General features: G+C 60.4%; 22 protein-coding genes. 16 read left to right on the top strand and 6 right to left on the bottom strand.

Annotation, left to right across the window (positions count from 1 at the left end; genetic code table 11):
- The 3 genes from BLV11_RS08635 to gshB form a co-directional block, all read right to left on the bottom strand.
- Positions 1-232 (bottom strand): YqgE/AlgH family protein (locus tag BLV11_RS08635; protein ID WP_175528311.1); only part of this gene is annotated, 232 nt, incomplete at its 3' end.
- A complete protein-coding gene (locus tag BLV11_RS08630) occupies positions 229-1,089 on the bottom strand; it encodes an energy transducer TonB (RefSeq protein ID WP_091812563.1) in 861 nt (286 codons plus the stop codon). The genes BLV11_RS08635 and BLV11_RS08630, both read right to left, overlap by 4 nt.
- A gap of 52 nt (positions 1,090-1,141) precedes the next feature.
- Positions 1,142-2,089 carry a glutathione synthase gene (gene gshB, locus BLV11_RS08625; RefSeq protein ID WP_091812562.1) on the bottom strand — a complete coding sequence of 316 codons (948 nt, stop codon included), beginning with the start codon at positions 2,087-2,089 and terminating at the stop codon, positions 1,142-1,144.
- Positions 2,090-2,465: 376 nt separating this feature from the next.
- Here gshB and pilG point away from each other — a divergent pair, with 376 nt between their 5' ends.
- From pilG to BLV11_RS08565, 12 genes are all read left to right on the top strand, one after another.
- Complete coding sequence (gene pilG / locus BLV11_RS08620; RefSeq protein ID WP_091812561.1) at positions 2,466-2,858, top strand: twitching motility response regulator PilG; 393 nt, start codon at positions 2,466-2,468, stop codon at positions 2,856-2,858.
- A 33-nt stretch (positions 2,859-2,891) separates the two neighbouring features.
- The gene (pilH, locus tag BLV11_RS08615; RefSeq protein WP_091812560.1) at positions 2,892-3,254 is read left to right on the top strand and encodes a twitching motility response regulator PilH; all 363 of its coding nucleotides are present in this window, start codon (positions 2,892-2,894) and stop codon (positions 3,252-3,254) included.
- A 23-nt stretch (positions 3,255-3,277) separates the two neighbouring features.
- Positions 3,278-3,823, top strand: a complete 546-nt coding sequence (locus tag BLV11_RS08610; protein WP_091812559.1) for a chemotaxis protein CheW — start codon at positions 3,278-3,280, stop codon at positions 3,821-3,823.
- 81 nt (positions 3,824-3,904) lie between these two features.
- Positions 3,905-5,980 (top strand): methyl-accepting chemotaxis protein, encoded by a 2,076-nt coding sequence (locus BLV11_RS08605; RefSeq protein ID WP_175528310.1) that lies wholly within the window; start codon positions 3,905-3,907, stop codon positions 5,978-5,980.
- Positions 5,981-6,005: 25 nt separating this feature from the next.
- Positions 6,006-6,905, top strand: a complete 900-nt coding sequence (locus BLV11_RS08600) for a CheR family methyltransferase (RefSeq protein ID WP_091812557.1) — start codon at positions 6,006-6,008, stop codon at positions 6,903-6,905.
- Positions 6,906-6,916: 11 nt separating this feature from the next.
- The gene (locus BLV11_RS08595) at positions 6,917-15,142 is read left to right on the top strand and encodes an Hpt domain-containing protein (RefSeq protein WP_091812556.1); all 8,226 of its coding nucleotides are present in this window, start codon (positions 6,917-6,919) and stop codon (positions 15,140-15,142) included.
- A complete protein-coding gene (locus tag BLV11_RS08590) occupies positions 15,142-16,188 on the top strand; it encodes a chemotaxis protein CheB (protein ID WP_091812555.1) in 1,047 nt (348 codons plus the stop codon). The genes BLV11_RS08595 and BLV11_RS08590 overlap by 1 nt, the downstream gene beginning before the upstream one ends.
- An 11-nt stretch (positions 16,189-16,199) precedes the next feature.
- Positions 16,200-16,664, top strand: coding sequence for a chemotaxis protein CheW (locus tag BLV11_RS08585; RefSeq protein ID WP_091812554.1), 465 nt, complete (start codon positions 16,200-16,202; stop codon positions 16,662-16,664).
- Between the two features lie 69 nt (positions 16,665-16,733).
- Positions 16,734-17,222 (top strand): Fur family transcriptional regulator, encoded by a 489-nt coding sequence (locus tag BLV11_RS08580; protein WP_091812553.1) that lies wholly within the window; start codon positions 16,734-16,736, stop codon positions 17,220-17,222.
- Positions 17,215-18,000, top strand: coding sequence for a zinc ABC transporter ATP-binding protein ZnuC (gene znuC / locus BLV11_RS08575; protein WP_091812552.1), 786 nt, complete (start codon positions 17,215-17,217; stop codon positions 17,998-18,000). The genes BLV11_RS08580 and znuC overlap by 8 nt, the downstream gene beginning before the upstream one ends.
- Complete coding sequence (gene znuB / locus BLV11_RS08570) at positions 17,987-18,799, top strand: zinc ABC transporter permease subunit ZnuB (protein ID WP_091812588.1); 813 nt, start codon at positions 17,987-17,989, stop codon at positions 18,797-18,799. Before znuC ends, znuB begins: the two co-directional genes overlap by 14 nt.
- Positions 18,800-18,896: 97 nt before the next feature.
- Positions 18,897-20,351 (top strand): CHASE domain-containing protein, encoded by a 1,455-nt coding sequence (locus BLV11_RS08565; RefSeq protein WP_091812551.1) that lies wholly within the window; start codon positions 18,897-18,899, stop codon positions 20,349-20,351.
- 8 nt (positions 20,352-20,359) lie between these two features.
- Here BLV11_RS08565 and BLV11_RS08560 read toward each other — a convergent pair whose 3' ends face one another.
- A complete protein-coding gene (locus BLV11_RS08560) occupies positions 20,360-20,611 on the bottom strand; it encodes a CDGSH iron-sulfur domain-containing protein (protein ID WP_091812550.1) in 252 nt (83 codons plus the stop codon).
- Between the two features lie 62 nt (positions 20,612-20,673).
- Positions 20,674-21,768 (bottom strand): patatin-like phospholipase family protein, encoded by a 1,095-nt coding sequence (locus BLV11_RS08555; RefSeq protein WP_091812549.1) that lies wholly within the window; start codon positions 21,766-21,768, stop codon positions 20,674-20,676.
- Positions 21,769-21,976: 208 nt separating this feature from the next.
- Between BLV11_RS08555 and BLV11_RS08550 the strand changes: the two genes are divergently transcribed.
- Positions 21,977-23,032, top strand: a complete 1,056-nt coding sequence (locus BLV11_RS08550) for a GGDEF domain-containing protein (RefSeq protein WP_091812548.1) — start codon at positions 21,977-21,979, stop codon at positions 23,030-23,032.
- A gap of 7 nt (positions 23,033-23,039) precedes the next feature.
- Here the strand turns inward: BLV11_RS08550 and BLV11_RS08545 are convergent, their stop codons facing one another.
- A complete protein-coding gene (locus BLV11_RS08545; protein ID WP_091812547.1) occupies positions 23,040-23,954 on the bottom strand; it encodes an alpha/beta fold hydrolase in 915 nt (304 codons plus the stop codon).
- Positions 23,955-24,160: 206 nt separating this feature from the next.
- Between BLV11_RS08545 and folE the strand changes: the two genes are divergently transcribed.
- Genes folE through BLV11_RS08530 form a run of 3 tightly spaced genes read left to right on the top strand, consistent with a single transcriptional unit; the run spans position 24,161 to position 25,572 of the window.
- Positions 24,161-24,727, top strand: a complete 567-nt coding sequence (gene folE / locus BLV11_RS08540; RefSeq protein WP_091812546.1) for a GTP cyclohydrolase I FolE — start codon at positions 24,161-24,163, stop codon at positions 24,725-24,727.
- Positions 24,728-24,741: 14 nt separating this feature from the next.
- A complete protein-coding gene (gene folX / locus BLV11_RS08535; protein ID WP_091812545.1) occupies positions 24,742-25,122 on the top strand; it encodes a dihydroneopterin triphosphate 2'-epimerase in 381 nt (126 codons plus the stop codon).
- Between the two features lie 3 nt (positions 25,123-25,125).
- Positions 25,126-25,572 (top strand): CoA-binding protein, encoded by a 447-nt coding sequence (locus BLV11_RS08530; protein ID WP_091812544.1) that lies wholly within the window; start codon positions 25,126-25,128, stop codon positions 25,570-25,572.
- Positions 25,573-25,675: the final 103 nt, after the last annotated feature.

Here is a 25,675-nt window from a genome sequence, read left to right as displayed (position 1 = left end):
CCGGACCACCGAGAAATACCGGCAGGTCCAGTTCCTTGCCATCCATCCCCAGCTGCTCAAGGATCTCCCCAAGCCCGATATCCAACGGCCGGTTCAGCACCAGCCCCAACGCACCTTCCGAGGAGTGCTCGCACAGATAGATCACGGACCCGTGGAACCGCGGATCGGCCAGGTACGGGGAAGCGATCAGGAAATGATCGCGCAGGTTGTCGGCAGAGCGGTTGGCAGTCATCCGGATGTCAGACCTTTGGGCTGGAAGGACCAGGTACGGATAATCTCGATTTCATCGGTCTGCTCCTGCATCCTTTCGGTAAATGCCTGGAACGGTGCGGCCATGCGTACAATTTGGATGGCGGCATCATCCAGCACCGAATAACCCGACGACTCCAGAATCTCCACTCTCTTTATGGTGCCATCCTTGCGCAACAAGACCAACATCCGTAACTGGCCATAGATGCTGTTCTGACGCGCTTCCTGAGGATAGTTCATATTGCCGACCCGATTGATCTTGTCGACCCAGTTCTGAACATACCAGGCATTATCGGAACTCAGCGTGGATGCGGCGGTCACCCGCAACACCCGTGGCCGGCGGGCATAGGCCTGCTGCTGGGCAGAAAAGCGCGCCTCCAGGCTGGCGATTTCCAGACTTCGCTCCATCAGGCTCCGGCGTTCCTGCACCGGCAACGGTTCGTCAAACGTCTCCGCCATGTCCGGATCGGCCGCCGGTCGGCTGCGGCCTTCCGTACGGACCAGCTGACGCTCGCTACGCTGAGCCGGGGCCACCCGCGATGGCGGCTCCGGCTGCACCGGCTGATCACCCACCTCATTCACCGGCGTCGGTTGCGGACTGGTCAGCTCACGAGCCTCGGCCTCGGTGCCACTGCCCTGCTGACTGGTCTGCGCGAGAAAGTCGGCGTCATCCGGCGCTTCCTGGTCATCAAACTGCGCCAGTGTGATTTCCATGGTTTGCGCCGATGTCCGGGGCGTTTCCGGTGCAAAAGTGATTCCCAGCACCAGTGCGGCATGCACCGCCAACGCCAGAAACAGCATAAATGAAAAGCGATCAAAGTCGCTGACCTGGGCTGTCATGCCTGCCAACTGTCCTGAAATCCGTTTGAACCCATTGTGTTTCCGACCCCGCTCAGCCCAGCCGCCGCTCGATGGCATCCATCAACTGGCCGGCAATGTCGATACCAAAGGCCGCATCCAGTTCACGGATACAGGTGGGGCTGGTGACATTGATCTCTGTGAGGTAGTCGCCAATCACATCCAGACCAACGAAAATCAGGCCTTTCTCCCTGATCACCGGCGCCACCCGGGCACAGATCTCACGGTCACGAGCGGTCAGTTCGCGGCCCTCGCCACGACCACCCGCGGCAAGATTGCCCCGGTTCTCACCGTGGGAGGGAATACGCGCCAACGCGTAGGGCACCGGCTCACCATCAATCAGCAGGATGCGCTTGTCACCATCGCTGATCTCAGGAATGAATTTCTGCGCCATGGCCTGGTGCTCACCATGATTGGTCAGGGTTTCGATGATAACCCCCAGGTTGGCGTCCTGCTCCCGAACCCGGAAAATGGATCGCCCCCCCATTCCATCGACCGGTTTCATGATCACATCACCGTGCTCGGCGTGGAAATCCCGCAGGCGCTGAGCCGAACGGGTCACGATCAGTGGCGGTGTGCAGTCCTCGAACTGGGTGGCAAACAGCTTCTCATTACAGTCCCGCAGCGCCGCCGGCGGGTTCACCACCAGCGCGCCCTGCTGCTCGGCGGCCCCGAGGATGTAGGTGGCCATCAGAAACTCCCGGTCCACCGGAGGATCCTTGCGCATCAGGATGACATCCAGGTCGCCCAGCGCACGATCCTGGCTGGCACCGAAGCTGAACCAGCTCTCCGGATCATGGTGCACCGTGAGATCGCGGGTATGGGCCCGGGCCTGGCCACCCGCCATATACAGATCCTTCTGCTCCATGTATTCCAGCTGCCAGCCCCGCTGCTGGGCAGCCCAAAGCATCGCCAGTGAACTGTCTTTCTTGTACTGGATCGCCTCAATGGGATCCATCACGATTCCGAGTCGAACGGTCATATAACCTCTTACATACAAATGTTCCAAAACAGGAACCGGTCAGCAGAGCGTAAACCGGGATTGCTGCTATGCTGAGAAATCAGGTGACCCTGATACTGCCGCAACGGATCTCCGGCTGTCGGCTCAGGCGGAGTATTTCCTGGCCAGGATTCAGGCGTTTCCTAGATGGTAGTGTACCCGTGAATTGAATGCACCCGGTCAATACGTTTGGCTATGGCGTGAACCCGGGCGCAGGAGTACATTTAGTCACAAACTTATGCTTTTTCTCCGGCCATCGATACTCTATAAATAAGCGTGGTTTATAGAACACCCTTAAATAGTGTGTTAAAACCCGGTCCCAAAATAATGACTTTCTAGAGCGCAAGGCAGTTGGACAATGGATGACAACTTCGAAAATCTGAAGATCATGGTAATTGACGACAGCAAGACCATCCGTCGCACCGCCGAAACCCTTCTCAAAAAGGTCGGCTGTGAGGTTATCACTGCGACTGACGGCTTTGACGCTCTCGCCAAGATCGCCGATTCCCAGCCCAACATCATTTTCGTTGATATCATGATGCCCCGGCTCGATGGCTATCAGACCTGCGCCCTGATCAAGAACAATTCCGCCTTCAAGAAAACCCCTGTGATCATGCTGTCCAGCAAGGACGGTTTGTTTGACAAGGCGAAAGGCCGGATTGTTGGTTCAGACCAGTACCTGACCAAGCCGTTCAGCAAAGACGAACTGCTTAACACCATTCGTCAGTATGTCCCGCAAGCGGAACAATAAGCCGACTGACGCAAGAAACACTTTGAGGAAAACATGGCCCGCATTCTGATCGTTGACGACTCCCCCACCGAGGTTAAGAAAATCTCAAGCATCCTTGAGAAACATAGCCACGAAGTGATGACCGCAGATAACGGCGCGGATGGCGTCGCCAAAGCCCGTTCTGAAACTCCGGACCTGGTGTTGATGGATGTAGTCATGCCCGGCCTCAACGGTTTCCAGGCAACCCGCCAGCTGACCCGCGCACCGGAAACCGCGTCCATTCCGGTCGTCATCGTCACCACCAAGGACCAGGAAACCGACCGTGTCTGGGGAACTCGCCAGGGCGCCAAGGGCTACCTCGTCAAGCCGGTAAATGAAGACGACTTGATCAAGACGATCAACAGTCTCATCGCCTGATTCCCCAAAAAAACGGAGTAAGCATGTCCGCCCAGGCCGCCCCCTTTGCCGTTCTGACGGATATCGCCCAGCGCAGCCGCTCCATGGCGGCGGGCCTGCCAGAGCAACAGGAAGCCATCGAGTTATGGAATGGCATCGGTTTCGTTCTGGCCGGAAAGCGCTATGTCGCCCCAATGGGTGAGGTTGTCGAACTTCTCCACGTCCCCCGTTATACCCATATTCCGGGGGTTCGTTCCTTCATGCTGGGTGCAGCCAATGTCCGTGGCCGTCTGCTGCCACTGGTTGATCTGGCCCATTTCTTTGACCTGCCCCGCAGTTCCCGCAGCATGCGGGAACGTCGGGTGCTGGTGATCGAACAGGACGACGTTTTCAGCGGCCTGGTCGTCGACGGCGTGCTGGGTATGCAGTATTTCTCCAGCGACAGCTTCCGCGATCGGGACGACGACGTCCCCCCCGTCGTTCAGCCCTTTGTCCATGGCGGCTATGAACGAAACGAAGAAATCTGGAACGTGTTCTCGACCGTCTCGCTGGTGGAAGACGAACGCTTTCTTGACGTTGCCCAGTGGTGATGGCGATGGCAGGAACATCACCCTTCAAGCTTGCAAAACCCAGAACCCAAACTTGCCAAACGAAAGGCCGGGAGCCAGAAAATGAAGAATAGAGCCGGAAGTATCGGCATGGGACAGGGAGGCAACAAAACTGTTGCTGGCCTGATCACAGCGCTGATCGCATTGACCGTCCTGCTCGTTGTGGTCCTGTTCATTATCAACAGGGACAGCCAACACGATCAGGAATACATCACTTATGCCTCCGAGCTGAGGGTACTTTCCCAGGAGATCGCCAAGAACGCCACCGAGGCGGCTGGCGGTACCGAGGAAGCCTTCGATCAGTTGCGGCGCTCCCGTGACGAGTTCGCCCAGCTCTGGGGCTATATGGTCAACGGTAATGCCGATACCGGCCTGCCTGAAAGCGAGATGGCAGCGGAGAGTGGCGTTCAGCTGAAGTGGGACGCGGTACGATCCAACGCCGACAGCATCCTCTCCACCCAGGAGGCGGTACTGGGTCTGCACCAGGTCGCACAGACCCTGAACGAAACCATCCCGCAGCTGCAGGTGGAATACGACGACATCGTCCAGATCCTGCTCGACAACAACGCCCCGGCCGAGCAGATCTCCCTGGCCCAGCGCCAGTCACTGCTGGCCGAACGGATTGTCCGCTCAGTCAACAACGTATTGTCCGGTGACGAAGATGCGGTTATCGCCGCTGACCGTTTCGGTCGTGATGCCAGCCTGTTTGGACGGGTTCTGCAGGGTCAGGTTGAAGGCAACCCGGCCATGGGCATCTCACGGGTTAACGATGAAGATGCGATCTACGGCCTTGAAGCCGTAGACGAGCTGTTCGAGTTTGTATCCCAGAACGTAGACGCCATCCTTGATGCTTCTCCCGACCTCTTCAAGGTGCGTACTGCCGCCAGCGACATTTTCCAGAACTCACAGGCCCTGTTGGACGATATTTCCCTGCTGGCTGATGCCCTGCGTGACCAGTCCAGCTCTCGCTTGATCAGCCCAACCCTGGCCTTCGCCATTCTGGCCGCCATGGTCGGTATCGTGGTACTGATCGGTGTCACCATCTACCGTGAAGCCCAGGAACGCCTGAGCACCACCCAGGAACAGAACGAACAGAACCAGAACGCGATCCTGCGACTGCTGGACGAACTCGCCGACCTCGCGGACGGTGACCTGACCACCGAGGCAACGGTAACCGAGGACTTCACCGGTGCTATCGCCGACTCCATCAACTACGCGATCGACCAGATGCGTGGACTGGTACAGGCAATCCGGGGCACTGCAGTACGGGTATCCTCAGCGGCCCAGGAAACCCAGGCGACGGCGATGCACCTCGCCGACGCGTCTGAGCATCAGGCCCAGGAAATCGCCGGAGCCTCCGCGGCGGTGAACGAGATGGCGGTGTCCATCGACCAGGTCTCCTCCAACGCCGCCGAATCCTCTGCGGTTGCGGAGCGCTCGGTTGCGATCGCCAAGAAAGGCGCGGAAGTGGTACAGAACACCATCCGCGGCATGGATAACATCCGTGAGCAGATCCAGGAAACCTCCAAGCGGATCAAGCGACTGGGTGAGTCTTCCCAGGAAATCGGTGACATCGTATCGTTGATCAACGACATCGCCGACCAGACCAACATCCTGTCCCTGAACGCAGCGATCCAGGCCTCCATGGCCGGTGACGCGGGCCGGGGCTTCGCGGTGGTTGCGGACGAAGTTCAGCGACTGGCGGAACGTTCCTCTGCAGCGACCAAGCAGATTGAAGCACTGGTTAAGACGATCCAGTCCGATACCAACGAGGCCGTTATCTCCATGGAGCACACCACCGCCGAGGTGGTCCGCGGTGCCCGACTGGCACAGGATGCGGGTATTGCTCTGGAGGAAATCGAAAACGTATCGATGAACCTCGCGGAACTGATCCAGAACATTTCCAACGCGGCGCGTCAGCAATCGTCGTCTGCCGCCCACATTTCCAACACGATGAACGTCATCCAGGAAATCACTTCGCAAACTTCCTCCGGTACCAATGCGACTGCGAAGTCCATCGGTAACCTGGCAGAGATGGCATCCGAGCTGCGGTCTTCGGTTGCCGGCTTCACCCTGCCGGAAGAAGAAGCCGCATTCAGCGAAGAAGAAGACATGGAGGACGTACCGGTGGTCAGCTAACCACCGGTGAGGCACATGACCGTTCATGGCTGAAGCACCCGACAACCTGTCATCCGCCAACGGCATCTGGTCCGTTCGTCGGCTCCCGGCGATGGATGAGGCGCAGTTCAACCAGTGGCAGACACTGCTTGAACACCGGACAGGCATTACCCTGGTGGCGGAACGCAAGTCGTTCCTGGAAACCAACCTGGGCATACGGATGCGGGAAATTGGGTGCAGCAGCTATCAGGCCTACTACGAGAAAGTGGTGTCCAGCCCGGAAGCCATTGTTGAGTGGTCGACCCTCGTGGATCGGCTCACGGTGCAGGAAACCCGGTTTTTTCGCGACCCGGATGCCTGCAAACTGGTTTCGGACTACATCCTGACCCGGCCCAGGGAGGCCTTGCGAAAACGCCCCCTGGAAGTCTGGAGTGTTGGCTGTTCCACCGGCGAGGAGCCCTACACCCTGGCCATGCTGCTTAACGAAAGCATGAGCCAGCTGGCGCTGCCGCCACTGTTCGGAATCACCGGCTCAGACATCAGTAAGCCGGCGATCGACAAGGGACAGCGAGGCCTGTTCAATGCCCGCAAGCTTGAGGCTATGGATGAACGGTTAAAGGCCCGGTATTTCCGGCCAGCGGAACGGAACTCCGTCGAAATAATTAAAAGCATTCGTGAACGGGTGTGTTTCACCAGGCTCAATGTCCTGGACCTGAAGCAGGCACCGATGCACGGAATGAACATTATCTTCTGCCAGAACCTGCTGATTTATTTCCGCCGCTGGCGGCGGCGAGAAATTGTCAAGCGACTTGCAGAGCGACTGGCGCCCGGGGGACTTCTCGTCCTTGGCCAGGGAGAGTTGACCGACTGGCAACCTCCCGGCCTGCAACGAGTTCCCTCGGAGAAGGTACTGGCGTGGATTCGACGCCAGTCTGACGAAGAATAACCGGAGTGGTTATGGGCAATCACCATGACAGCATAGCCCTGGATTGGGTTCGGGGTGAGATACAAGAAACGCTGATTCAGGGTCAACAGGCGCTGGAGGGCTTCGTGGAGAACCGCGACGATACCGCTCGCCTGCGTTTCTGCCTGAACTACCTCCATCAGGTCCACGGCACCTTACAGATGGTGGAGCTCTACGGTGCAGCGCTGCTCACCGAGGAGATGGAGAAGCTCACCCAGGCTATCCTCAACGAGACGGTCGCCAGCGTTGACGAAGCTGTGGAAGTATTGATGGAAGCAATCCTTCAGCTTCCCCAGTACCTCGAACACCTGGCCAGCAGCAAGGATGACTTCCCGCTGGTGCTGCTGCCATTGCTCAATGACCTGCGCGCCGCCCGCGGCGAATCGCTGCTGTCAGACACCTCGCTGTTCAAACCGGACCTGAGCCCCGCCCAGAAACGGGCCCCGGCCAATGCGTCACAACGGCTGCAGGACCCGAAGGTGCTGGGCCACATCCGCAAGCTGCGCCAGATGTACCAGTTCGCGCTGGCCGGTATTGTTCGCGAAGAAGACCTGCACGCCCATTTAGATTACCTGCAGAAGGTCATTCAGCGGTTGATCAAACTGTGCCTGAACAGTCCCCGGGAACAGCTGTGGATTGCCGCCGGCGCCTTTATCGAATCGATTCAGAGCGGCGACAACCCGGTCAACACGGCGGTCAAATCGATCCTCCGTACCCTCGACAGCGAACTCAAGCGCCTGATCGATGAGCACATCGACATACTCCAGCAGCCGGTTCCTCAGGCTCTGTTCAAGCACTTGCTCTACTACGTCGCACGGGCCCGGGATCTGAACACCCCCTACGCCAGCCGGTTGCGTGCTGACTATAAACTCGACGAAGCACTGCCCTCCGACGACGACGTCAGTGCCGCCCGCAGCCGTGTGGCCGGCCCCGGCCGCGAAGCGATTCATTCGGTGGTCAGTGCGCTCAACGAAGAACTCGCCAAGCTCAAGGACCAGCTCGACCTGTTCGTACGTGCCGAATACCGCAGCAATCAGGAGCTCGAAGACCTGCAACCGGGCCTGCGTCAGGTTGCCAATACCCTCGCAGTCCTCGGTCTGGGTATTCCGCGACAGGTCGTGAGCGAGCAGATCGACACTATTGCCCAGCTGGTTAACCAGACCGAGGCGGTGGACGATGGCACCCTGATGGATATTGCCGGCGCCCTGCTCTACATCGAAGCAAGCCTGGCCGGGCTCGACAGCGACCACCCCGTCGAGCCAGAAGAACCCCAGGAAGATGGCAAGCCTCGCCTTGGCATCCAGGAACTCAGCGATGCCAGCAATGCCCTGCTGCGGGAATCCCGAAACACCCTGGAGCAGGTCAAGACCGCCGTCGTCAACTTCCTTGCCTCCCAGTGGGACCAGCGTGAAATTGAACACGTACCCGGACTCCTGCACAGCATTTGCGGTGGCCTGCGACTGATCCCCCTGAACCGGGTTGCCGATATTCTGGACGCGGCCGAACGTTATATCAGTCAGGTGCTGCTGAGTGCCGAACATGCGCCGGAATGGAACCAGATGGAGCCGCTGGCCGATACCATCACCAGTATCGAATACTATCTGGAGCAGGTCGCCGACGGTGTCACCAGCGATTCCATCCTGGATGTGGCGGAACGCAGTCTTGAAGTGCTGGGTTTCCCGGCAGGCGCCGAGCCCACCTGGCAACATCCGCAAACCGCCGCGGAGGCGCCCACTGCTCCGCTCGAAAGCCCCGAGCCTGTTGCCGACACGGAAAAAGCGTCCGATGACGAACTGCTGGACGATGAAATTCTCGAGATTTTCGTCGAAGAAGCTTCCGAGGTCCTGGAAACCATCCACGAATACTTCCCTCGCCTGTATCAGGATCACGACGACCGTGAAGCGCTGACCGAAGTTCGGCGGGCGTTCCACACCCTCAAGGGCAGTGGCCGGATGGTCAATGCCAAGAGTCTGGGCGAACTGGCCTGGGCCGTTGAGAATCTGCTGAACCGGGTGATCGAGCAGACCGTCAAACCGAACGACGACCTGTTCTCGCTGGTCAGCAACGTGAATGACCGCATTCCGCAGCTGATCGAAGAATTCCGCCATGGCAAGGCTGATGGCGACGTCAGTGACCTGATCGCCCGCGCAGAAGCCCTGGCCACGACCAGCAAAGTGAGCACCTTCAACGAGCCTGAGCCTGAGCCCGAACCAGCGCCAGAAATCACCGATTCCGCTGACGCTCTCAGCCAGCCGGACACCGAAGAGCTGCCGGTTCTGGAAGTGACCGGCGAAGAGGCAAACCTCGAACCTGAGCCGCTGCCGACGGTAACCACCCGGGAAGAGCCGGAGGCCGACGACGATCTGATCGATGATGAGATCCTCGAGATTTTTGTCGAGGAAGCAGGCGAGGTGCTCGACACCATCCGCCAGTACCTGCCGATGCTGGTTCGCCAGTTCGATGACCGCAGTGCCCTGGCGGAAGTCCGCCGCGCCTTTCATACCCTCAAGGGCAGTGGCCGGATGGTCGGCGCCCTGGTGGTTGGCGAACTGTCCTGGTCGATCGAGAACATGCTCAACCGGGTGATTGATGGCTCCATCCTGATGAACGAAACCATAGGCACGCTGCTTCAGGACGTGACAGCAGTGTTGCCTGACCTTGTCAGGGACTTCGAGCAACGACAGCCAGCCTCTCTTGACCCGGCGCCCCTGGAAGCCCGGGCCAATGCCATCGCCAGTGGCGACATCCCCGACACCCGGGCGATGCCGGAACAGGAAGAACCCGAATACATCATTGATATCGACGTCGGCAGCGATCTGGATATCGATGACAGTGATGACAACGTCGATTCTGTCCTGCTGGATATTTTTGAAAGCGAGACAGAGACACACCTGCAGACCCTGCGCGCGTTCCTCGACAACGCCGGTGACAAGGCCAGCGCAGCCTACACTGACGATGTGTCACGTGCCCTGCACACGCTTAAAGGCAGTGCTCACACCGCCTCCATTGCCCCGATTGCCAACGTCATCACGCCGCTGGAGCGGTACGTCAAGGATGCCCGCGCCGCCGGACTGAAGGCGGACCGGGACGTCCTCGCCCTGATGGCCGACGCCTGCCGGTTTCTCAACCAGGGTCTGGCCCAGCTGCGTGAGGATCCACAGGCCACCCTCGCGGGGACGGAAGAGTACCTGCAACGCCTGAACGACGTCGCTGCGCGCTCCCTGGGACGTCGCGACGACGCCGAGACCAAAACAAGCGAAGCCCTACCCAACCCGCACCTGGTGCAGCTGTTCCTCAGTGAAGGGCTCGACACCCTGCTGGATGCCGACCGCATCCTCGACCAGTGGATTGAGACCCCAACAGAGAACCAGCCGCTGGACATGCTTGGCCATGAGCTTCAGCAACTGGCTTCTGGTGGAGACCAGGCCGGGCTTAACGATGTATCCGATCTCGCCCGGCTGCTGGCCGAATTGTACGCAGCAATGAAGGACGTCGCCGTTGCAGGCGACCTGCAGCTCATCGACACCCTTCGGGCAGGCCATGAACAACTGATCAATATGATGGATCAGATTGCTGCAGGTCTGGCGGCCAAACCTGACAATGCCTTGAACGAGGCACTGCAGGCGCTGCTCGAGGCGCCCCTTGCGCCCGAAGCGACCGCCGCAGAAGACGCGTTCGGTGAGACATTCGGCGGGGAACTCGAGGCCATTGACCGCGGCTTTGAGCTTGAACTTGACGAGATGGAAGCCGAACCGGCGGAACCGCCACAGCGGATGGAGGTCGACGAGGAAGACGATCAGGAACTGGCGGAGATTTTCCTGGAAGAGGCCCGCGAACTGGTCGACAACACCGCAGAAACCCTCCACCAGTGGAGTGAGAACCCAGACACCCCGGCGCTGCTGCAGTCATTACAGCGGGACTTGCACACGCTCAAGGGCGGAGCCCGACTGTCCGACATCCCCGCCATCGGAGATCTCGCTCACGAGCTTGAGACCCTGTTTGAAGGCCTGACCGACGAACGCCTGGCCGTTAACGACCGCCTTTCGGACCTGCTGTTCCGCAGCCATGACCGACTCACGAGCATGGTCGACGCACTTGAGCAGAAACAGCCTCCACGTCCAGCACCCGATTTGATCGCCGAGATTCACGCCTACATCGAGGGTGATCAGGAAGCAGTCACCGCCGCCGAGGTACCGGAAGAGGACATCGAACTTCCGACCATCACCGAGGCATTCGTTGACGAAGCCGCCGAGATAGCAGAACCGGATCTGGGCGTTGAGCCGGACGAATCCGAGGCTGACTCCGGCGCCGGCGAAATTGCCGAGGACTCGGTAGCTCAGGCACCTGACTTCGGCGAAGAAAGTTCCATGGCCGATCTGGATCCGGAACTGGCTGAGATCTTCCTCGAAGAGGCCGGGGAAATCATCGACACCACCAGCGAGCAGCTGCACCAGTGGCAAAACAACCCTGAACAGCCCGAGCTGGTTAAAGAGCTGCAGCGGGAACTGCACACCCTCAAAGGGGGTGCCCGCATGGCCGATATCAACGCCATCGCCGATATCGCCCATGAAATGGAAACCCTGTTTGAACGTATTGCCGACGGCCGTATCGCTGCCACCGATGCGCGTACTGAACTGGCGCTGCGTGCCCATGATCAGCTCGCGGCACTGGTTGAAGCGATTGCCGACAGCGGCCACTGCCCCTCGGTGCCCGGTCTGGTTCAGGAACTGCATGCGGCCTGCAGTGACGGTCAGGCGGAAACCACGGAAACCGAACCGCAAATGGCGGTCACCGAGCCCGACGTCGATGAGACCGTCGTTCCCGAGCCCGAGGCCACGATCGAAGAGGCCGCCATTCCGGAGCCCGAGGCAGACAGCCTCGACCTGAGCGAACTGGAACAGGGCATCAGCGAGATGCTGACGCCTGGTCAGGACGACATACTGACGGAGTCTGAGGAGAACGCCGACACACCAGCAAACCTGTTGGCCGAGCAGGATCCTGAGCTGGTTGGCATTTTCCTCGAAGAAGCCTATGACCTGATCAACTCCACCGGCAGTGCGCTCCATGCCTGGAGCGAAGATCCGGCCAGCCGCGACATTGCTGCGGAGCTGCAGCGGGATGTGCATACCCTCAAGGGGGGTGCCCGCATGGCCGGCGTTGCGGCCATTGGCGACCTCACGCACGTACTGGAAGACCTGTTCGAGAAAATCGCCGAAGGTCAGATAGCCGCAACGCCACAGATGGTCGAGCTGCTGTTTGCCTGCCACGACCGCCTTGCCCAGATGGTGGAACAGGTTGCGACCCAGAAACCCTGTCCCCCTGCCCATGAGCTGGAGGCAGAGGTCAAGGCCATCCTCAGCGGAACGCCCGCCGGGCCACAGGCGTCGGCCGTCGCAATCGAAGATGTCGATGTGCCCGCCATGGCAGCCGAAAGCACCGATAGCAGTGATGACCTGGTCGGCGTATTCCTCGATGAAGGCCTGGAGATCCATGCCGCCATCGACGAGTGTCTGTCGCAGTGGAAAGCCGCGCCCGACGAGCTTACTGGCATAACCCAGCTGCAACAGGAACTGCACACCCTCAAAGGTGGCGCCCGTCTCGCCGATGCCGATGTCTTTGCCGAACTGGCAGAGCACTGGGAAAGCCTGCTCGATTCTCTGGTTCGGGGCAGTGGCAACCAAACCACGGTTCTGGCCCTGAGCGAACGCGCAAACGATGCCTTGCAGAAAATGCTCAACGGCGTTGAAGAGGGCGAGAAGCCTGTCGTCGATCCGACACTGCTGGCTGACATCAAAGCCGCCGAAGCGAGCGCGGAAAGAGCTGCCAGCGAAGCCGATACGTCAGCGTCTGCCGAGCCGGTGGACCAGGAAGTGATCGAGATCTTCCTTGAGGAAGCCGCCGAGCTGGTGGATCAACTCGAACACCTGCTGGCCGACTGGCAGAAAGATCCTGGCAGTCATCATTTCAATCAGGAAGCCCAGCGTGTTCTGCATACCCTCAAGGGTGGTGCCCGCCTGGCCCAGCTGAAATCCCTGGGGGATCGCTCCCATGGTCTGGAGACCCGGCTGATCGACCTCGGTGGCAATTTGCCGAACGCCGATGCCTGGCAGGCCATTACCGCCGATTACGACGGCATCGTCGCGCAACTTGCCGAGGTCAAGGGTCAGTTCGAGACCGGCCTGACTCCGGCTCAGCCAGCCGAACCGGCAAAGCCCGAAAACACGCTGGAAACTCCGCGGCCGTCGGCACCGATCACGCCAGCACCCGCGCCGGAGCAAGCCGCACCACTCCCCGCGGCGGCCGAGCCTGCTGAAGCGCCGGTACAGCAGCCCAAACCGGCACGCCAGCCCGTCAAGAAAGCCGCGGCCAGCACCCGCACGGGTACCCAGGAATCCATCCGGGTCTCGGCGCCGCTGTTGGACGAACTCGTCAACCTGGCCGGTGAGACCAGTATTACCCGTGGCCGCCTGGAACAACAGACCAGCGACTTCAGCTATACCCTCGACGAAATGGCCGCGACCATTGAGCGACTGCGAGAGCAGTTGCGGCGCATGGACATCGAAACCGAGGCGCAGATTCTGTTCCGTACCGAGCGTGAACATGGCCCGGATTACGGGGAAGACTTCGATCCCCTGGAAATGGACCGCTATTCGTCCATTCAGCAGCTGTCCCGGGCCCTCAGCGAGTCCTCGTCTGACCTTGCCGACTTGCGGGAAACCCTGTCAGACCGGATCCGTGATACCGAAACCCTGCTGGTACAGCAGTCGCGGATCAATACCGAGCTGCAGGAAGGTCTGATGAAGACCCGCATGATCCCGTTCGCATCCATGGTGCCGCGCCTGCGGCGGATCGTGCGACAGATCAGCGGCGAGCTGGGCAAGAAGGTGGAATTCGATGTCCGTAACCCGGAAGGGGAAATGGACCGTAACATTCTCGAGCGCATGATTGCCCCGCTTGAGCACATGCTGCGTAATGCCCTTGACCATGGCATCGAAATGCCGGATGAGCGCAAGGCCGCAGGCAAGCCGGAAGCCGGGGAGATTACGCTCTCGCTGACCCGCGAAGGCGGTGATGTGGTGCTGCGGATGATCGACGATGGCAAGGGCATCCCGATCCCGGTCATCCGCGACAAGGCCATCCGTCAGGGCATGCTGCGGGAAGATGAAGACCTGACCGACCGTGAGGTGCTGCAGTTCATCCTCCAGCCAGGCTTCTCGACCGCCCAGAAGGTGACCCAGATCTCTGGCCGTGGCGTAGGTATGGACGTGGTGGCCAGCGAAATCAAACAGCTCGGTGGCGCGCTCGATATCGACTCCGCCCTCGGCCAGGGCACGACGTTCACCGTCCGCCTGCCGTTCACCGTATCCGTCAACCGTGCGTTGATGGTGACCACCGGCGAAGATTTCTACGCCATTCCGCTCAATACCATCGAGGGTATCGTTCGGGTCAGCACTTACGAACTCGAGGAATACTACAAGCCGGATGCACCGCTGTACGAGTACGCTGGCCAGCAGTACCGCCTGCAGTATCTTGGCAGCCTGTTGCACAGTGAACACCAGCCCAAACTGCAGGGTCAGGCGCTGCCGCTGCCGGTGATTCTGGTGCGCGGTGCCGAGCAGCCCATGGCCCTGCAAGTGGACAGTCTGCTGGGCAGCCGGGAAATCGTGGTGAAATCCCTCGGTCCCCAGTTCAGCTCCGTGCGCGGGGTTTCCGGAGCTACCATTCTCGGTGACGGTAATGTGGTGGTGATCCTCGATCTTCCGGCCATGATCCGTTCCGACATTCTGTCCGAGCGTCAGCGCCAGGCCAGACTGCAGGGCGCCCAGGACTCGGTACGCCGGGAAGAGCGGGCAACCATTGTCATGGTGGTGGATGACTCGGTGACGGTGCGCAAGGTCACCTCACGCCTGCTGGAACGCAACGGTATGGAAGTGGTCACCGCCAAAGATGGCCTCGATGCCGTGGCCCAGCTGCAGGATCACCGTCCGGACATCATTCTGCTGGATATCGAAATGCCGCGAATGGACGGTTTCGAAGTCGCCAGCTTTGTCCGTCACGACGAGACCCTGCGGGATACACCGATCTGTATGATCACCTCCCGGACCGGTCAGAAGCACCGCGACCGCGCCTTGTCCATTGGCGTGAACGAGTATCTTGGCAAGCCGTTCCAGGAAGCCGAGCTGCTGGCAACCATTGAACGGCTGACCGGTGACAACTGATGGCCGGAAGCGCTGGCCGGCCGGCGGTCGGCATCGTTTCTGACGATGTCCTGCAACGACACCGGCTCCAGGAGGCGGTGTCCCGCTTCGGCCTGAATGCCAGCTTCAGCGGCGACCCGGAACGCCTGGAGGGCTACCCCCAGGTACCGGAGGCGGAAATCTGGCTGGTGACCCTCGAGGATGAGGCCGACCACCCCGACCTGTTCGAATTCCTGCTCGAACACACCAACGTACCGGTGCTGTTCGGGGTCGCTCCGGCCCCCAAGCCCGGCACCACCGACTACTTCCGCTGGGAACGGCGGCTTCAGGACAAGCTGGAACAGAATCTTGGCACCCTGGAGCAGCTCGATTCTGCCGACAGCCTCGAACAACTGGCCGCCACCGAGGCATCGGAAGCCCCCGAGCTGCCCCGGTGGGTGAGCCCGGCCGCTGCCGACCAGCCGGCACAGGATATCTGGATACTGGGCGCCTCCCTGGGCGGTCCGGCTGCGGTCAAGGCCTTTCTGGATCACCTCCCTGCCGGGCTGCCGGTGGGGTTCATCTACGCCCAGCACATTGATGGCAACTTTACCGACGTGCTGACCCGGGTGCTTGGTCGCCACGCCCATTACCAGCTCAAACACGCCAGCGAAGGTATCACGGTCAACAACGGCGACGTGGTTTTGCTGCCGGTTGAGCACGAATGGTACATCGCCAGCGATGGCCGCCTTGCCCGTAAGGATACCCCGTGGCCCGGGCTGTATGGGCCCTCCATCGATCAGGTGCTGCTCAACGTCGGCGATCATTATGGTGCCCGCTGCAACGCAATCCTGTTTTCGGGCATGGGCAGTGACGGCGCCATTGCCGCCCCGCTGCTGAAAGCCCACGGCAGTCGCATCTGGGTACAGGACAGCGCCAGCTGCGCCAACAGCTCGATGCCGGATTCGATCGCCGCCACCGGTTGCACCAGTTTTATCGGAACGCCTGAGCAGCTGGCCAGAGAACTTGTCAAAACCATTGAGGAATCCTGCCTGCTCAAGCGCAAGCAGCAACGGGATTCCGCCTGAGGAACAGAACCATGAGCGAAACCAGCCAGATCCTCCCCTGCGTAATGATCCCGATGACCGGACAGCAGCTGCTGCTGCCAAACGTATCCATTGCCGAAATCATCGATTACGCCAGTGTGGAGCCACGGAGCGACGCGCCCCAGTGGTTGCTGGGGGATATTCAGTGGCGCGGACTGACCCTTCCGGTCATCTCCTACGATGCGGCCAATGGCATCAAGGCCGGTGTTCCGGCCGGCAGTCGCGGTCGGGTGGCCGTGCTCAATACCATCGGCGAGCACCACAACACGCTGCCGTTCCTGGCAATCGTCACCCAAGGTATTCCCAGCCAGGCCCGGGTAGCCAGCGAACAGGTGCAGGAGCGGGAAGGCGAGACCGGCCCGGCGGATCTCATGCTGGTCGAGGTCGATGGCGAAAGTGCCCGCATCCCCAACCTTGAATACCTGGAATCCCTTGCCCTGCAGGCTCACCGGGGCTGACAACGGGCCCGGTGACGGCGACGGAAGCGAATGTTATAATGTTGCATTATTTTCCGGATTCTCCCTGCCATGTCCGACAGCGCCCTGCCTTACCGTCCGCACAATCACTCCGTCTGCGTCCAGCAGGCGCTGGCCGATGCCCGTGACATTTGCCAGAACCAACGGGCGCGCCTGACCCCGACCCGGGAGCGGGTACTGGAGCTGATCTGGCAATCCCACAAGCCACTGGGCGCCTACGATCTGCTGGCAGCGCTGGCTGAAGACGGCCACAACGCGGCGCCCCCCACAGTCTACCGGGCCCTCGATTTCCTGCTGCAGTATGGCCTGGTTCACCGAATCGCCTCGCTCAATGCCTTTATCGGCTGCACCCACGCCGGTCACCATCACACCAGTGTGTTTCTGATCTGCCGCCAGTGCCGCAATGCCCTTGAGCTGGCGGCCCCTGCGGTGGAGCAGGCAGTACAGCAAGCGGCCGCGGCCGAAGGGTTCACGCCCCGGGAAACGACCATAGAAATCGCCGGAGAGTGCCCTACCTGCAAGGCGGCAGAACATGCCTGAACGCTTGGTTACCCTTAACAACGTGAGTGTCCGCTTCGACGGCCCACCGGTGATCGATGGCATCAACCTGACGGTCAATCGTGGCGACATTGTTACCATCATTGGCCCCAACGGCGCCGGCAAGACTACGTTGATCAAATCCGTATTGGGGCTGCAACGGGTCTCCAGTGGCAACATCTGGCTCAAGCCCGGCGTGCGGATCGGTTACGTACCTCAGCATTTGGTACTGCAGCCAACCCTGCCACTGAGCGTGCGCCGCTTCATGATGTTGACCGGAGAGGCCGGGGACCGCTGCCAGCAGGCCCTCACCCGTACCGGTGTCGGTCACCTCGTCGATGCTTCGATTCACCACCTCTCCGGTGGCGAGAAGCAACGGGTACTGATCGCCCGGGCGCTGGCCCGTAACCCGGAACTGCTGGTGCTGGATGAGCCCGCCCAGGGCGTGGATATCAATGGTCAGGCGGCCCTCTACGAGCTGATCCGCAGCCTTCGCGACGAGCTCCACTGCGGCGTCATCATGATTTCCCATGATTTGCATCTGGTCATGGCCGCCACTGATCAGGTCATCTGCCTCAACCAACATGTTTGCTGTAGCGGCCGCCCGGAAGACATCTCGGCCGACCCTGCCTTTATCGAAACCTTCGGTCAGCAGGTCGCCGAGAGTCTGGCGGTCTATCACCATCACCACAATCATCAGCACAACCTTCATGGCGACGTCGTCGCCGGCGATGCTGACCACCGCCAGCATGAGGGATGCAGTGGCCATGGCGCTCATTGATTCAATTCTCGATGATTTTTTCTGGCGCGCACTGATCGGCGGCCTTGGGGTCGCTCTGGTGGCCGGGCCGCTGGGCTGTTTCGTGGTCTGGCGGCGTATGGCCTATTTCGGGGATACCCTGGCCCACTCCGCGCTGCTCGGCATTGCCCTGGGCTTCCTGTTCCAGCTGCCCCTCAACCTCGCCATTGCCGGCACCTGTGTCAGCCTTGCCGTCGTATTGGTGATGCTGGCCCGCAGCCGCACCCTGGCCACCGATACCCTGCTCGGTATTCTTGCCCACAGCGCCCTCGCCATCGGTCTGGTCACCCTGAGCTTCATGCCTGAGGTCCGCATCGACCTCAGTGGCTACCTCTTCGGCGACCTGCTGGCGATCAGCCGTGATGATCTGGCCTGGATCTATGGCGGCGCGGCAGTCATCCTGGTGCTGTTACAGCGGCTCTGGCGCGGCCTGCTGATGGCCACGATCCACGAGGAGCTGGCACGGGTGGAAGGATTCCCGGTCGAACGGCTACGCCTGGTACTGATGCTGATGTTCTCCCTGGTCATCGCCGTGGCCATGAAAATCGTCGGCGTGCTGCTGATCACCGCACTGCTGATCATTCCCGCCGCCACGGCCAGAAGGCTGGCCACCACCCCGGAACGGATGGTGCTGCTGGCCATGGGCATTGGCATGGTCGCGATATCCGGCGGTCTTGGCCTGTCCTGGTTTGCTGACAGCCCCGCCGGGCCATCGGTGGTCGTAGCCGCCTTCACCATGTTCCTGCTGACCTACAGTCTGGTCCGGCAACCCCGCAGCTGAAGCGGCCGCGGCGATCCACCTTCCCTGATTCGCCGACGTGGACTAAAGTGAAGCTGAGGCCGGACAGGCCTTCGCTTCCAGCCAGCCGGAGATCACCATGCCCCGCGCGCTCCAACAAGGATCCCGTTCCCTGCGTCGCCTGCTCCTCCTCCCGGGCTTGCCACTGCTGGTGTTGGTGGTCATCGTGATCGCTACAGCGTGGCTGGCCCAGACCGCCAGTACCGAGGGCCGTAGTCTGACCACCCAGCTGCTGACCACCCGCCAGCTGGGCCATGCAGCCCGTTTCGAAGCCCACTTCTCGCTGCTCGTTGAAAGCGCCAGGCGCATGGCCGCCAGCCGTATCGACACCCCCATGCAGTTTCGCCAACAGGCCAACGCCTTTCTCAGCCAGCACCCGGATCTGTTGGGGGTCGAGCTGATTCGCCGGGTTCCCGGATCCCAACGTCTTCAGGTCGAACAGCGGATCTCCGAGGAACTCGGCCAGCCGATGCAGTTCCGCCAATGGCAACAACTGATGACAGGCAGCCCCATCGAAGCCAGGGACGACTATCTGGTGGTCCGCTGGAGCACGGCCCGCAGCGATATGGAAGACAGCGGCAGTGGTATTGGCCCGGGCTTACTGGCCACCTCGGTACCGCAGTGGCCTCGCGAACTGGAGAACGCGTTGGTCCAGCAAATGGTGACCACAACGCCGCTGTCCACCGTGGAGAGCGGTGGGGTCAACGGCCACAGCCTGCGCATCTTCGTGCCCATCAACCGTGAAGACGTCGTCAGCATTGCCATGGCCCCATCACACTGGCTGGGTGGTCTGTTCGGTGCCTATCAGGATCCACGGATACGTTTTACCGTGCACGATCTCAACCAGCACAACAAGATACCGTTGTACGTGTCACCAGCGGAGGGGGCCGTCGTCGCCGAGCGGGCCCTTCGCTCGGAAGTCGCCGCAGGAAACCGCCACTGGATGATCACCACCTTTCCCACCAGGGAACTGTACCAGCAGGCGAATGCCCGCACCGTGAGGCAGTTGTGGCTGGCCGGGGCCGGCTTTGCCGTTGCCGCCAGCTCATTACTGGCCATGACGCTGCTGGCGCGACGGTTTTACCAGCGGCGGCTGGCACTGTCCAACGATCAACAGGCGCGACTCGATACCCGCCGGAAGAATCTGGAAGTGGAAAAATCCATTCTGCGTCAGGCGCTGGAGGACTCGGGACACCGAACCCGAGACCTGATCGCCCTGGCGGGAGGGCTCATCGCCGAACTGGATGAGAAGGGGCAAACCGGTTTTGTTTCTGAGCAGATCAGCGAGGTATTGGGCATACCCCCTTCGTTACTGGTCGATCAGCCTTTTGAAGCCCGGGTCGCGCCCGACAGTCTGGAATCCTTTCACTCCACCCTGGCCGCCGCCCGCGAATCCCGGGCCGTTGAACGGGCCGACCTGAACCTCCTCAGCGAGGACAACCACTGTCTGCCCGTTACCCTGCGGGTGAAGACCGTCACCGATCCGGTACATGGCTGCACCGGATTCCGCCTGAGTGTGATCCCCAGGCAGTAACGGGGCGCTCAGCTCAACGGCTTGTGGCTACCATCGCAAAACGGTGGCGTTGCCGTCTGCTTGCAGCCGCAAAACCACAGCCATTCTTCTTTCTCAGCGCGAAACCGGACCGGACGGAACGAAGTACCACGGTGGGAACCGTCACAGAACGGCTGGGATTCACTGCGGCCACAGGCACACCAGAAATAGTCCTTGCCAGCCTCAACCTTCACCGCGCAGGGTGTCGTTCTTGCAATCCGGGCTTCTGTTGACTCTGTCATCGTGATCTCCTGCTGGGTCTGCACAGTATAGCGGCACGGCCTAAGCGGCCATGCCGGGGTCATCAATGCTTGCCGTCCAGCGGACGCACAACGTCCTTCAGACGGCCACTTTCCACCAGTTCCAGAAACTCATCTCCAAGCCGCTGACTTTCCGTCACCGCCGCCCGCCAGGCTTTCTCACGACCGGCATCGTCATCCATGTAACGTTCAAAATCCTTACGGTCCGGCAATTTACGATCAGGCAACGACTCCAGATAAGCCTTCGAGGGGGCTACCAGCAGCACATCCTGCAGGCGGGTGGCATCGCCCCGCCGCCAGGGCAGCGATTTGTCAAACCAGCCGGGAATGACCTTGTCGGTAAAGTGGGGGTACAACACGATGCCAGGCTGCTCATAAGGCAGGTCCAGGTGGTAGTCCAGCAGCCCACCGTCACGGTACACCCCTTCCGGGGCACCGGGAATGTGGCTAACGCCAGACATCACCATGGGAATTGAGGCCGAGGCCAGCAAGGCCGGAATCAGGTTGTCACGGGTCAGCTCGACCTGGTGACTGGGAAAGTCCACCAGTTTGGCCACCGGGGTAGCCAGACGTCGGTCGTGGATGATGCCTCGCTCCATGAATCGGCCCAGGTGACGACGGCTGACCATATTGGCACTGATCGCCGTCATCAGCCCGAGAGCCAGACGGCCACGACTGTCGTGCTGTAACAATCCGCGACTGCGTACCACGACAATATTCAGGCGATAGTAGGGGTGATTGAGCAGGTATTCTTCTCGCCCTGCCAACAGCTGTTCGAGAAATGCCACGCTTTTACGGGTGATATCCGCGATGCTGCTGCCCTTGGCGAAACGCTGGCTGGTGTAAAGTTCCGCCAGCCGCGCCAGCTGCTCTTTGGGATCCTCCCCGGAGGCGATGGCGGCAAATCGCCAGCTGCCGATCGAAGCACCAATCAGTGCCCGCTCCTGGGGAGCACGCAACAGCCAGTCTCCGAAAATGGCCTGATCCAGGCCGGTCAGTCCCAGCGCCTTGGGGCCACCGGCGGCACCGGGCACCACGTGGACATCTTCCGGCACCAACGGCTTTTGCTGCAGGCGCTGCAAAGCCCTGCGGCCCGCGAGAACGGTTAACGCCGGGGGGCGGGTGTGTATCGCTGTCATCTGACTTCCTCCGTGACAAGTGGCGAGTGTAACCAACCGGCCGGACCACTACCACTTTCCCTTGTCATTTGAGGCCGCCCTGCCCGGTCAGAAAAAGTGGCCAATTTCAGGGTCATGGCAAGGAGATGCAGCGACCTTCCTGCAACATGCTAGACTGAGCAGAAGTGGATATAAAACTATAATAAACCAAGGATTGGCAGGACTTATCGTGACACCGGAACCGAACGCACCGAAAGCCGTAGCGACCAACCCCAGCCTGGTTGTGCTCGGTTTTCGCCATCAGATTGTCTACCACCTGCATTTCTGGGCGCTGGTAGCGGTGTCACCGCTTGTCCTGGTGCAATGGAATCAGGGCCATTACCTGCTGTCCGTGATTCTCTCATTGTTCTGCCTCAATGCCGTGCTGGTCATCGCGTGTCTGCGCTGGTGGAAAATCTATTTTCTGAACGGCTGGCCGTTTGTGCTGCTGGCCATCCTGTCCTCGACCTACTCGACCCACATTAATGGGCACGCAGGCCTTTACTGGGCATACCCGGCGGCGGCGGCGGTTTTCTTCCTGTTGCCGCTGCGGCCTGCGACGGTCTGCAACGTCCTGTTCGTGACCACCATGTCGGCGATTTCCTTCCGGCGCTTTCCGGAAGCCGACTTTTGGCGCATCACCTTTTCGCTGGGACTCACCTGCGTGTTTTCGATGGTCTTTGCCTGGCTGGTGGGGCGTCTCAAGAAAGAACTGGTCCAGATCGCCACCACCGACCCGCTGACCGGCTGCCTCAACCGGTCCCAGCTGGCGGACATACTCAACAACCAGATCCAGATGCGCGAACGATACGAGCGGGTATCCAGCGTCGTGCTGCTGGATCTTGATCACTTCAAGAATATCAACGACCGCTGGGGCCACGTCACCGGTGACCGGGTACTCAGAGAAGCGACGAAACGGGTACAGGCGCGGCTGCGGGAAAGCGACCAGATGTTCCGCATCGGCGGCGAAGAGTTCATGCTGGTGCTGCCGGAAACCCGTCAGCGGGATGCCGAGCAACTAACCCAGCAATTACTCGTTAACATCGCCACTGCGCCCTTCGAGGACGACATCAGGATGACCGCCAGTGCCGGCGTGACCGAGGTAAAAAAGGGCGATACCTGGTCTGCCTGGCTGAACCGTGCCGACCAGGCCCTGTACCTGGCCAAAAACCGGGGCCGCAACTGTTTGGTCAGTGGCCAGGATAGCGACCCCGGGCGGAAAGCTGCCGCACCCGGTTTATCCTGATCCCCGGTTAATGATGGCTGCGAAAGGCCTGGTACGCGGTGAACACCTGTTGCGGAGCCTCATAGTGAGGGTAGTGCCCGACCCGCGGCAATCCACAAGCGTCGGCGTTACTCACCAGCTCCTGGTAACGACGGGCCATGGCCACGCCGGAAATGGGATCAGTCCGGCCAAAAATGACCGCCGTGGGCATCTCTGCCCGGAGCAAGGCTCCGACCCAGCGGTTGCGGTGGCAGCGGCGCTCTTCCATGAAACGGATCAGGCGATGGAGAATGCCGCGGCCGTTGTTGTAGGTCAGCAAATACCAGAAGTTGTCGAGTTCGGCCTGGGACGGCCAGTGACAGCCACCGAACAGACGCCGGAACTGGACATCGAAGGTCCGCCGGGACATGCCCCGACTCACCAGCCCGCCGATGGGACCACTTAACAGGCGTTGTACCAGCAAGGGCCGGTGAACTTCCGGAAACAGCGCGCCGTTCAGGAAACAGACGCTGGCAATGGTAAACCCAAGCCGCCCCTCCTGCTGGCGAGCCAGCAGTTCCTGAGCCACACTGCAGCCGTAATCGTGGACCATCAGGTGGACCCGTTTCAGCCCCAGCCCTTCCAGCCAGCCCTGGTGCAGATCAGCCTGGTCATCAATGCTGTACCGGCGATTGGCCGGTTTGTCGGAAAACCCGAAGCCCAGCATGTCCAGCGCCATCACCCGGTAGTGCGGCGTCAGGTATGGCCAAAGCCGGCTCCAGTCCCAGCTGGCGGTGGGGTAGCCATGAATCAGGACCAGCGCCTCACCCTGCCCCTCCATGCGACTGAATATGGCATGACCATCGTAGTTGAACCATTGCCCCTTCTGTTGCCAAGCCTCCAGGGTGATTTCCCGCGACAATACCGTCGGTTTGTCTAGCGCAACGGGACTCTCCTGTTCCATCGGTTTCCCTCGTCTGAAAAGGTGTAAATGGCAACTGTAGTTCAAAGGTAGCACTTACGTCATCCTTTGGTCGCAATTTGCGATTCACCTCTCGGTGATGCCTGCAACTACCCATTCAGGGTGCGTCGTAGCGCGCTTTATCATAAGCTGTAGGGCTGAACGGCTGCGGGCCGGATTAACAACAACGAACCGATGGGCACCACGCCATGGCTGACACCCTGAACACCCTGACCGGTCACTACCGGCACATCATCCAACACCTGGGCGAGAACCCCCAACGGGAGGGCCTGCTGGATACTCCCGAACGTGCAGCCAAGGCGATGCAGTTCCTCACCCGGGGTTATCAGCAATCCCTTGAGGAGCTGGTCAACGGCGCCGTTTTCGAGTCGGCCATGGATGAAATGGTGGTGGTTCAGGACATCGAGCTCTACAGCCTCTGCGAACACCATCTGCTGCCGTTTATCGGCAAATGCCACATCGCCTATATCCCCCAGGGCAAGGTCCTCGGGCTGTCGAAGTTCGCCCGCATTGTCGACATGTACGCCCGGCGCCTGCAGATCCAGGAGAACCTGACCCGGGAAATTGCCGAAGCCATCGAACAGGTGACCGATGCCAGCGGTGTCGCCGTTGTTATTGAAGCCCAACACATGTGCATGATGATGCGCGGCGTTGAAAAGCAGAACTCATTGATGAAGACCTCAATGATGCTGGGCTCCTTCCGCAACTCCCAGGCCACCCGCACCGAATTTCTTACCCTGATCCAGAAACGTTAATTCCAGGAGACACCATGCCCGCTTCCGACGTCAGCCATCAGGCCACGGTACGCATCAAAGACCTGATTCTGCGCACCTACATTGGCATCAAAGAAGAAGAAATCAACAACCAGCAGGATGTCCGGATCAATGTCTGCCTGAGCTACGACGCCTCAGCGGCCATCAGCAACAACGATATCGATTCGGCCCTGAACTATCGCACCATCACCAAGCAGATCATCGGACACGTTGAAGGCAACCGCTTTGCCCTGCTCGAACGCATGACCCATGAGGTACTGGCCATCGTGATGGACCATGCCCCGGTACGCTGGGCCAGGGTCGAAATCGACAAGCCCCACGCCCTGCGTTATGCCGAATCGGTGTCTATCTCGCTGGAAGCCGAACGGGAGCTCTGAACCATGCCCAGCAATCAGCCGGAACAGATCCGCGCGCTGCTCAACGCGGTCAACACCATTGCCCTGGTCGGAGCCAGTGACAAGCCCAACCGGCCCAGCCATGACGTCATGGTCTTTCTGCAGCGCCAGGGCTACCGGGTGATTCCGGTCAATCCCCGGCTGGCAGGCCAGACCCTGCTCGGTGAGACCGTATACCCTGACCTGACAGCGATTCCCGAAGCCGTCGACATGGCGGAGCTGTTTCTTGCGCCCCGCTTTACCGACCCGGTGATTGATGAAGCCATCCGTCTCGGCATCGGTGCACTGTGGCTGCAAATCGGCGTGATCAACGAGGCCGGGGCGGCCCGCGCCGAAGCCCAGGGCCTCACCGTGGTCATGGATCACTGTCCCAAGCAGGAAATCCCCCGCCTTGGCATTTCACCGCGCAAACCCGCCAACAGCATCAGTTAAGCGGCACGTTTGTACAGTGTAGGTCATTGATATGTTCAGGAATAATGACGATACTCACCAACTGATGGCTCAGGCCAGCAAGCCATACACTGATTGGCAACCT

The organism is Marinobacter mobilis (assembly GCF_900106945.1).
GTDB classification, from domain to species: domain Bacteria; phylum Pseudomonadota; class Gammaproteobacteria; order Pseudomonadales; family Oleiphilaceae; genus Marinobacter; species Marinobacter mobilis.
Note: the sequence above shows the minus strand (reverse complement) of the source record. Positions and strands in the feature narration are given on the sequence as shown.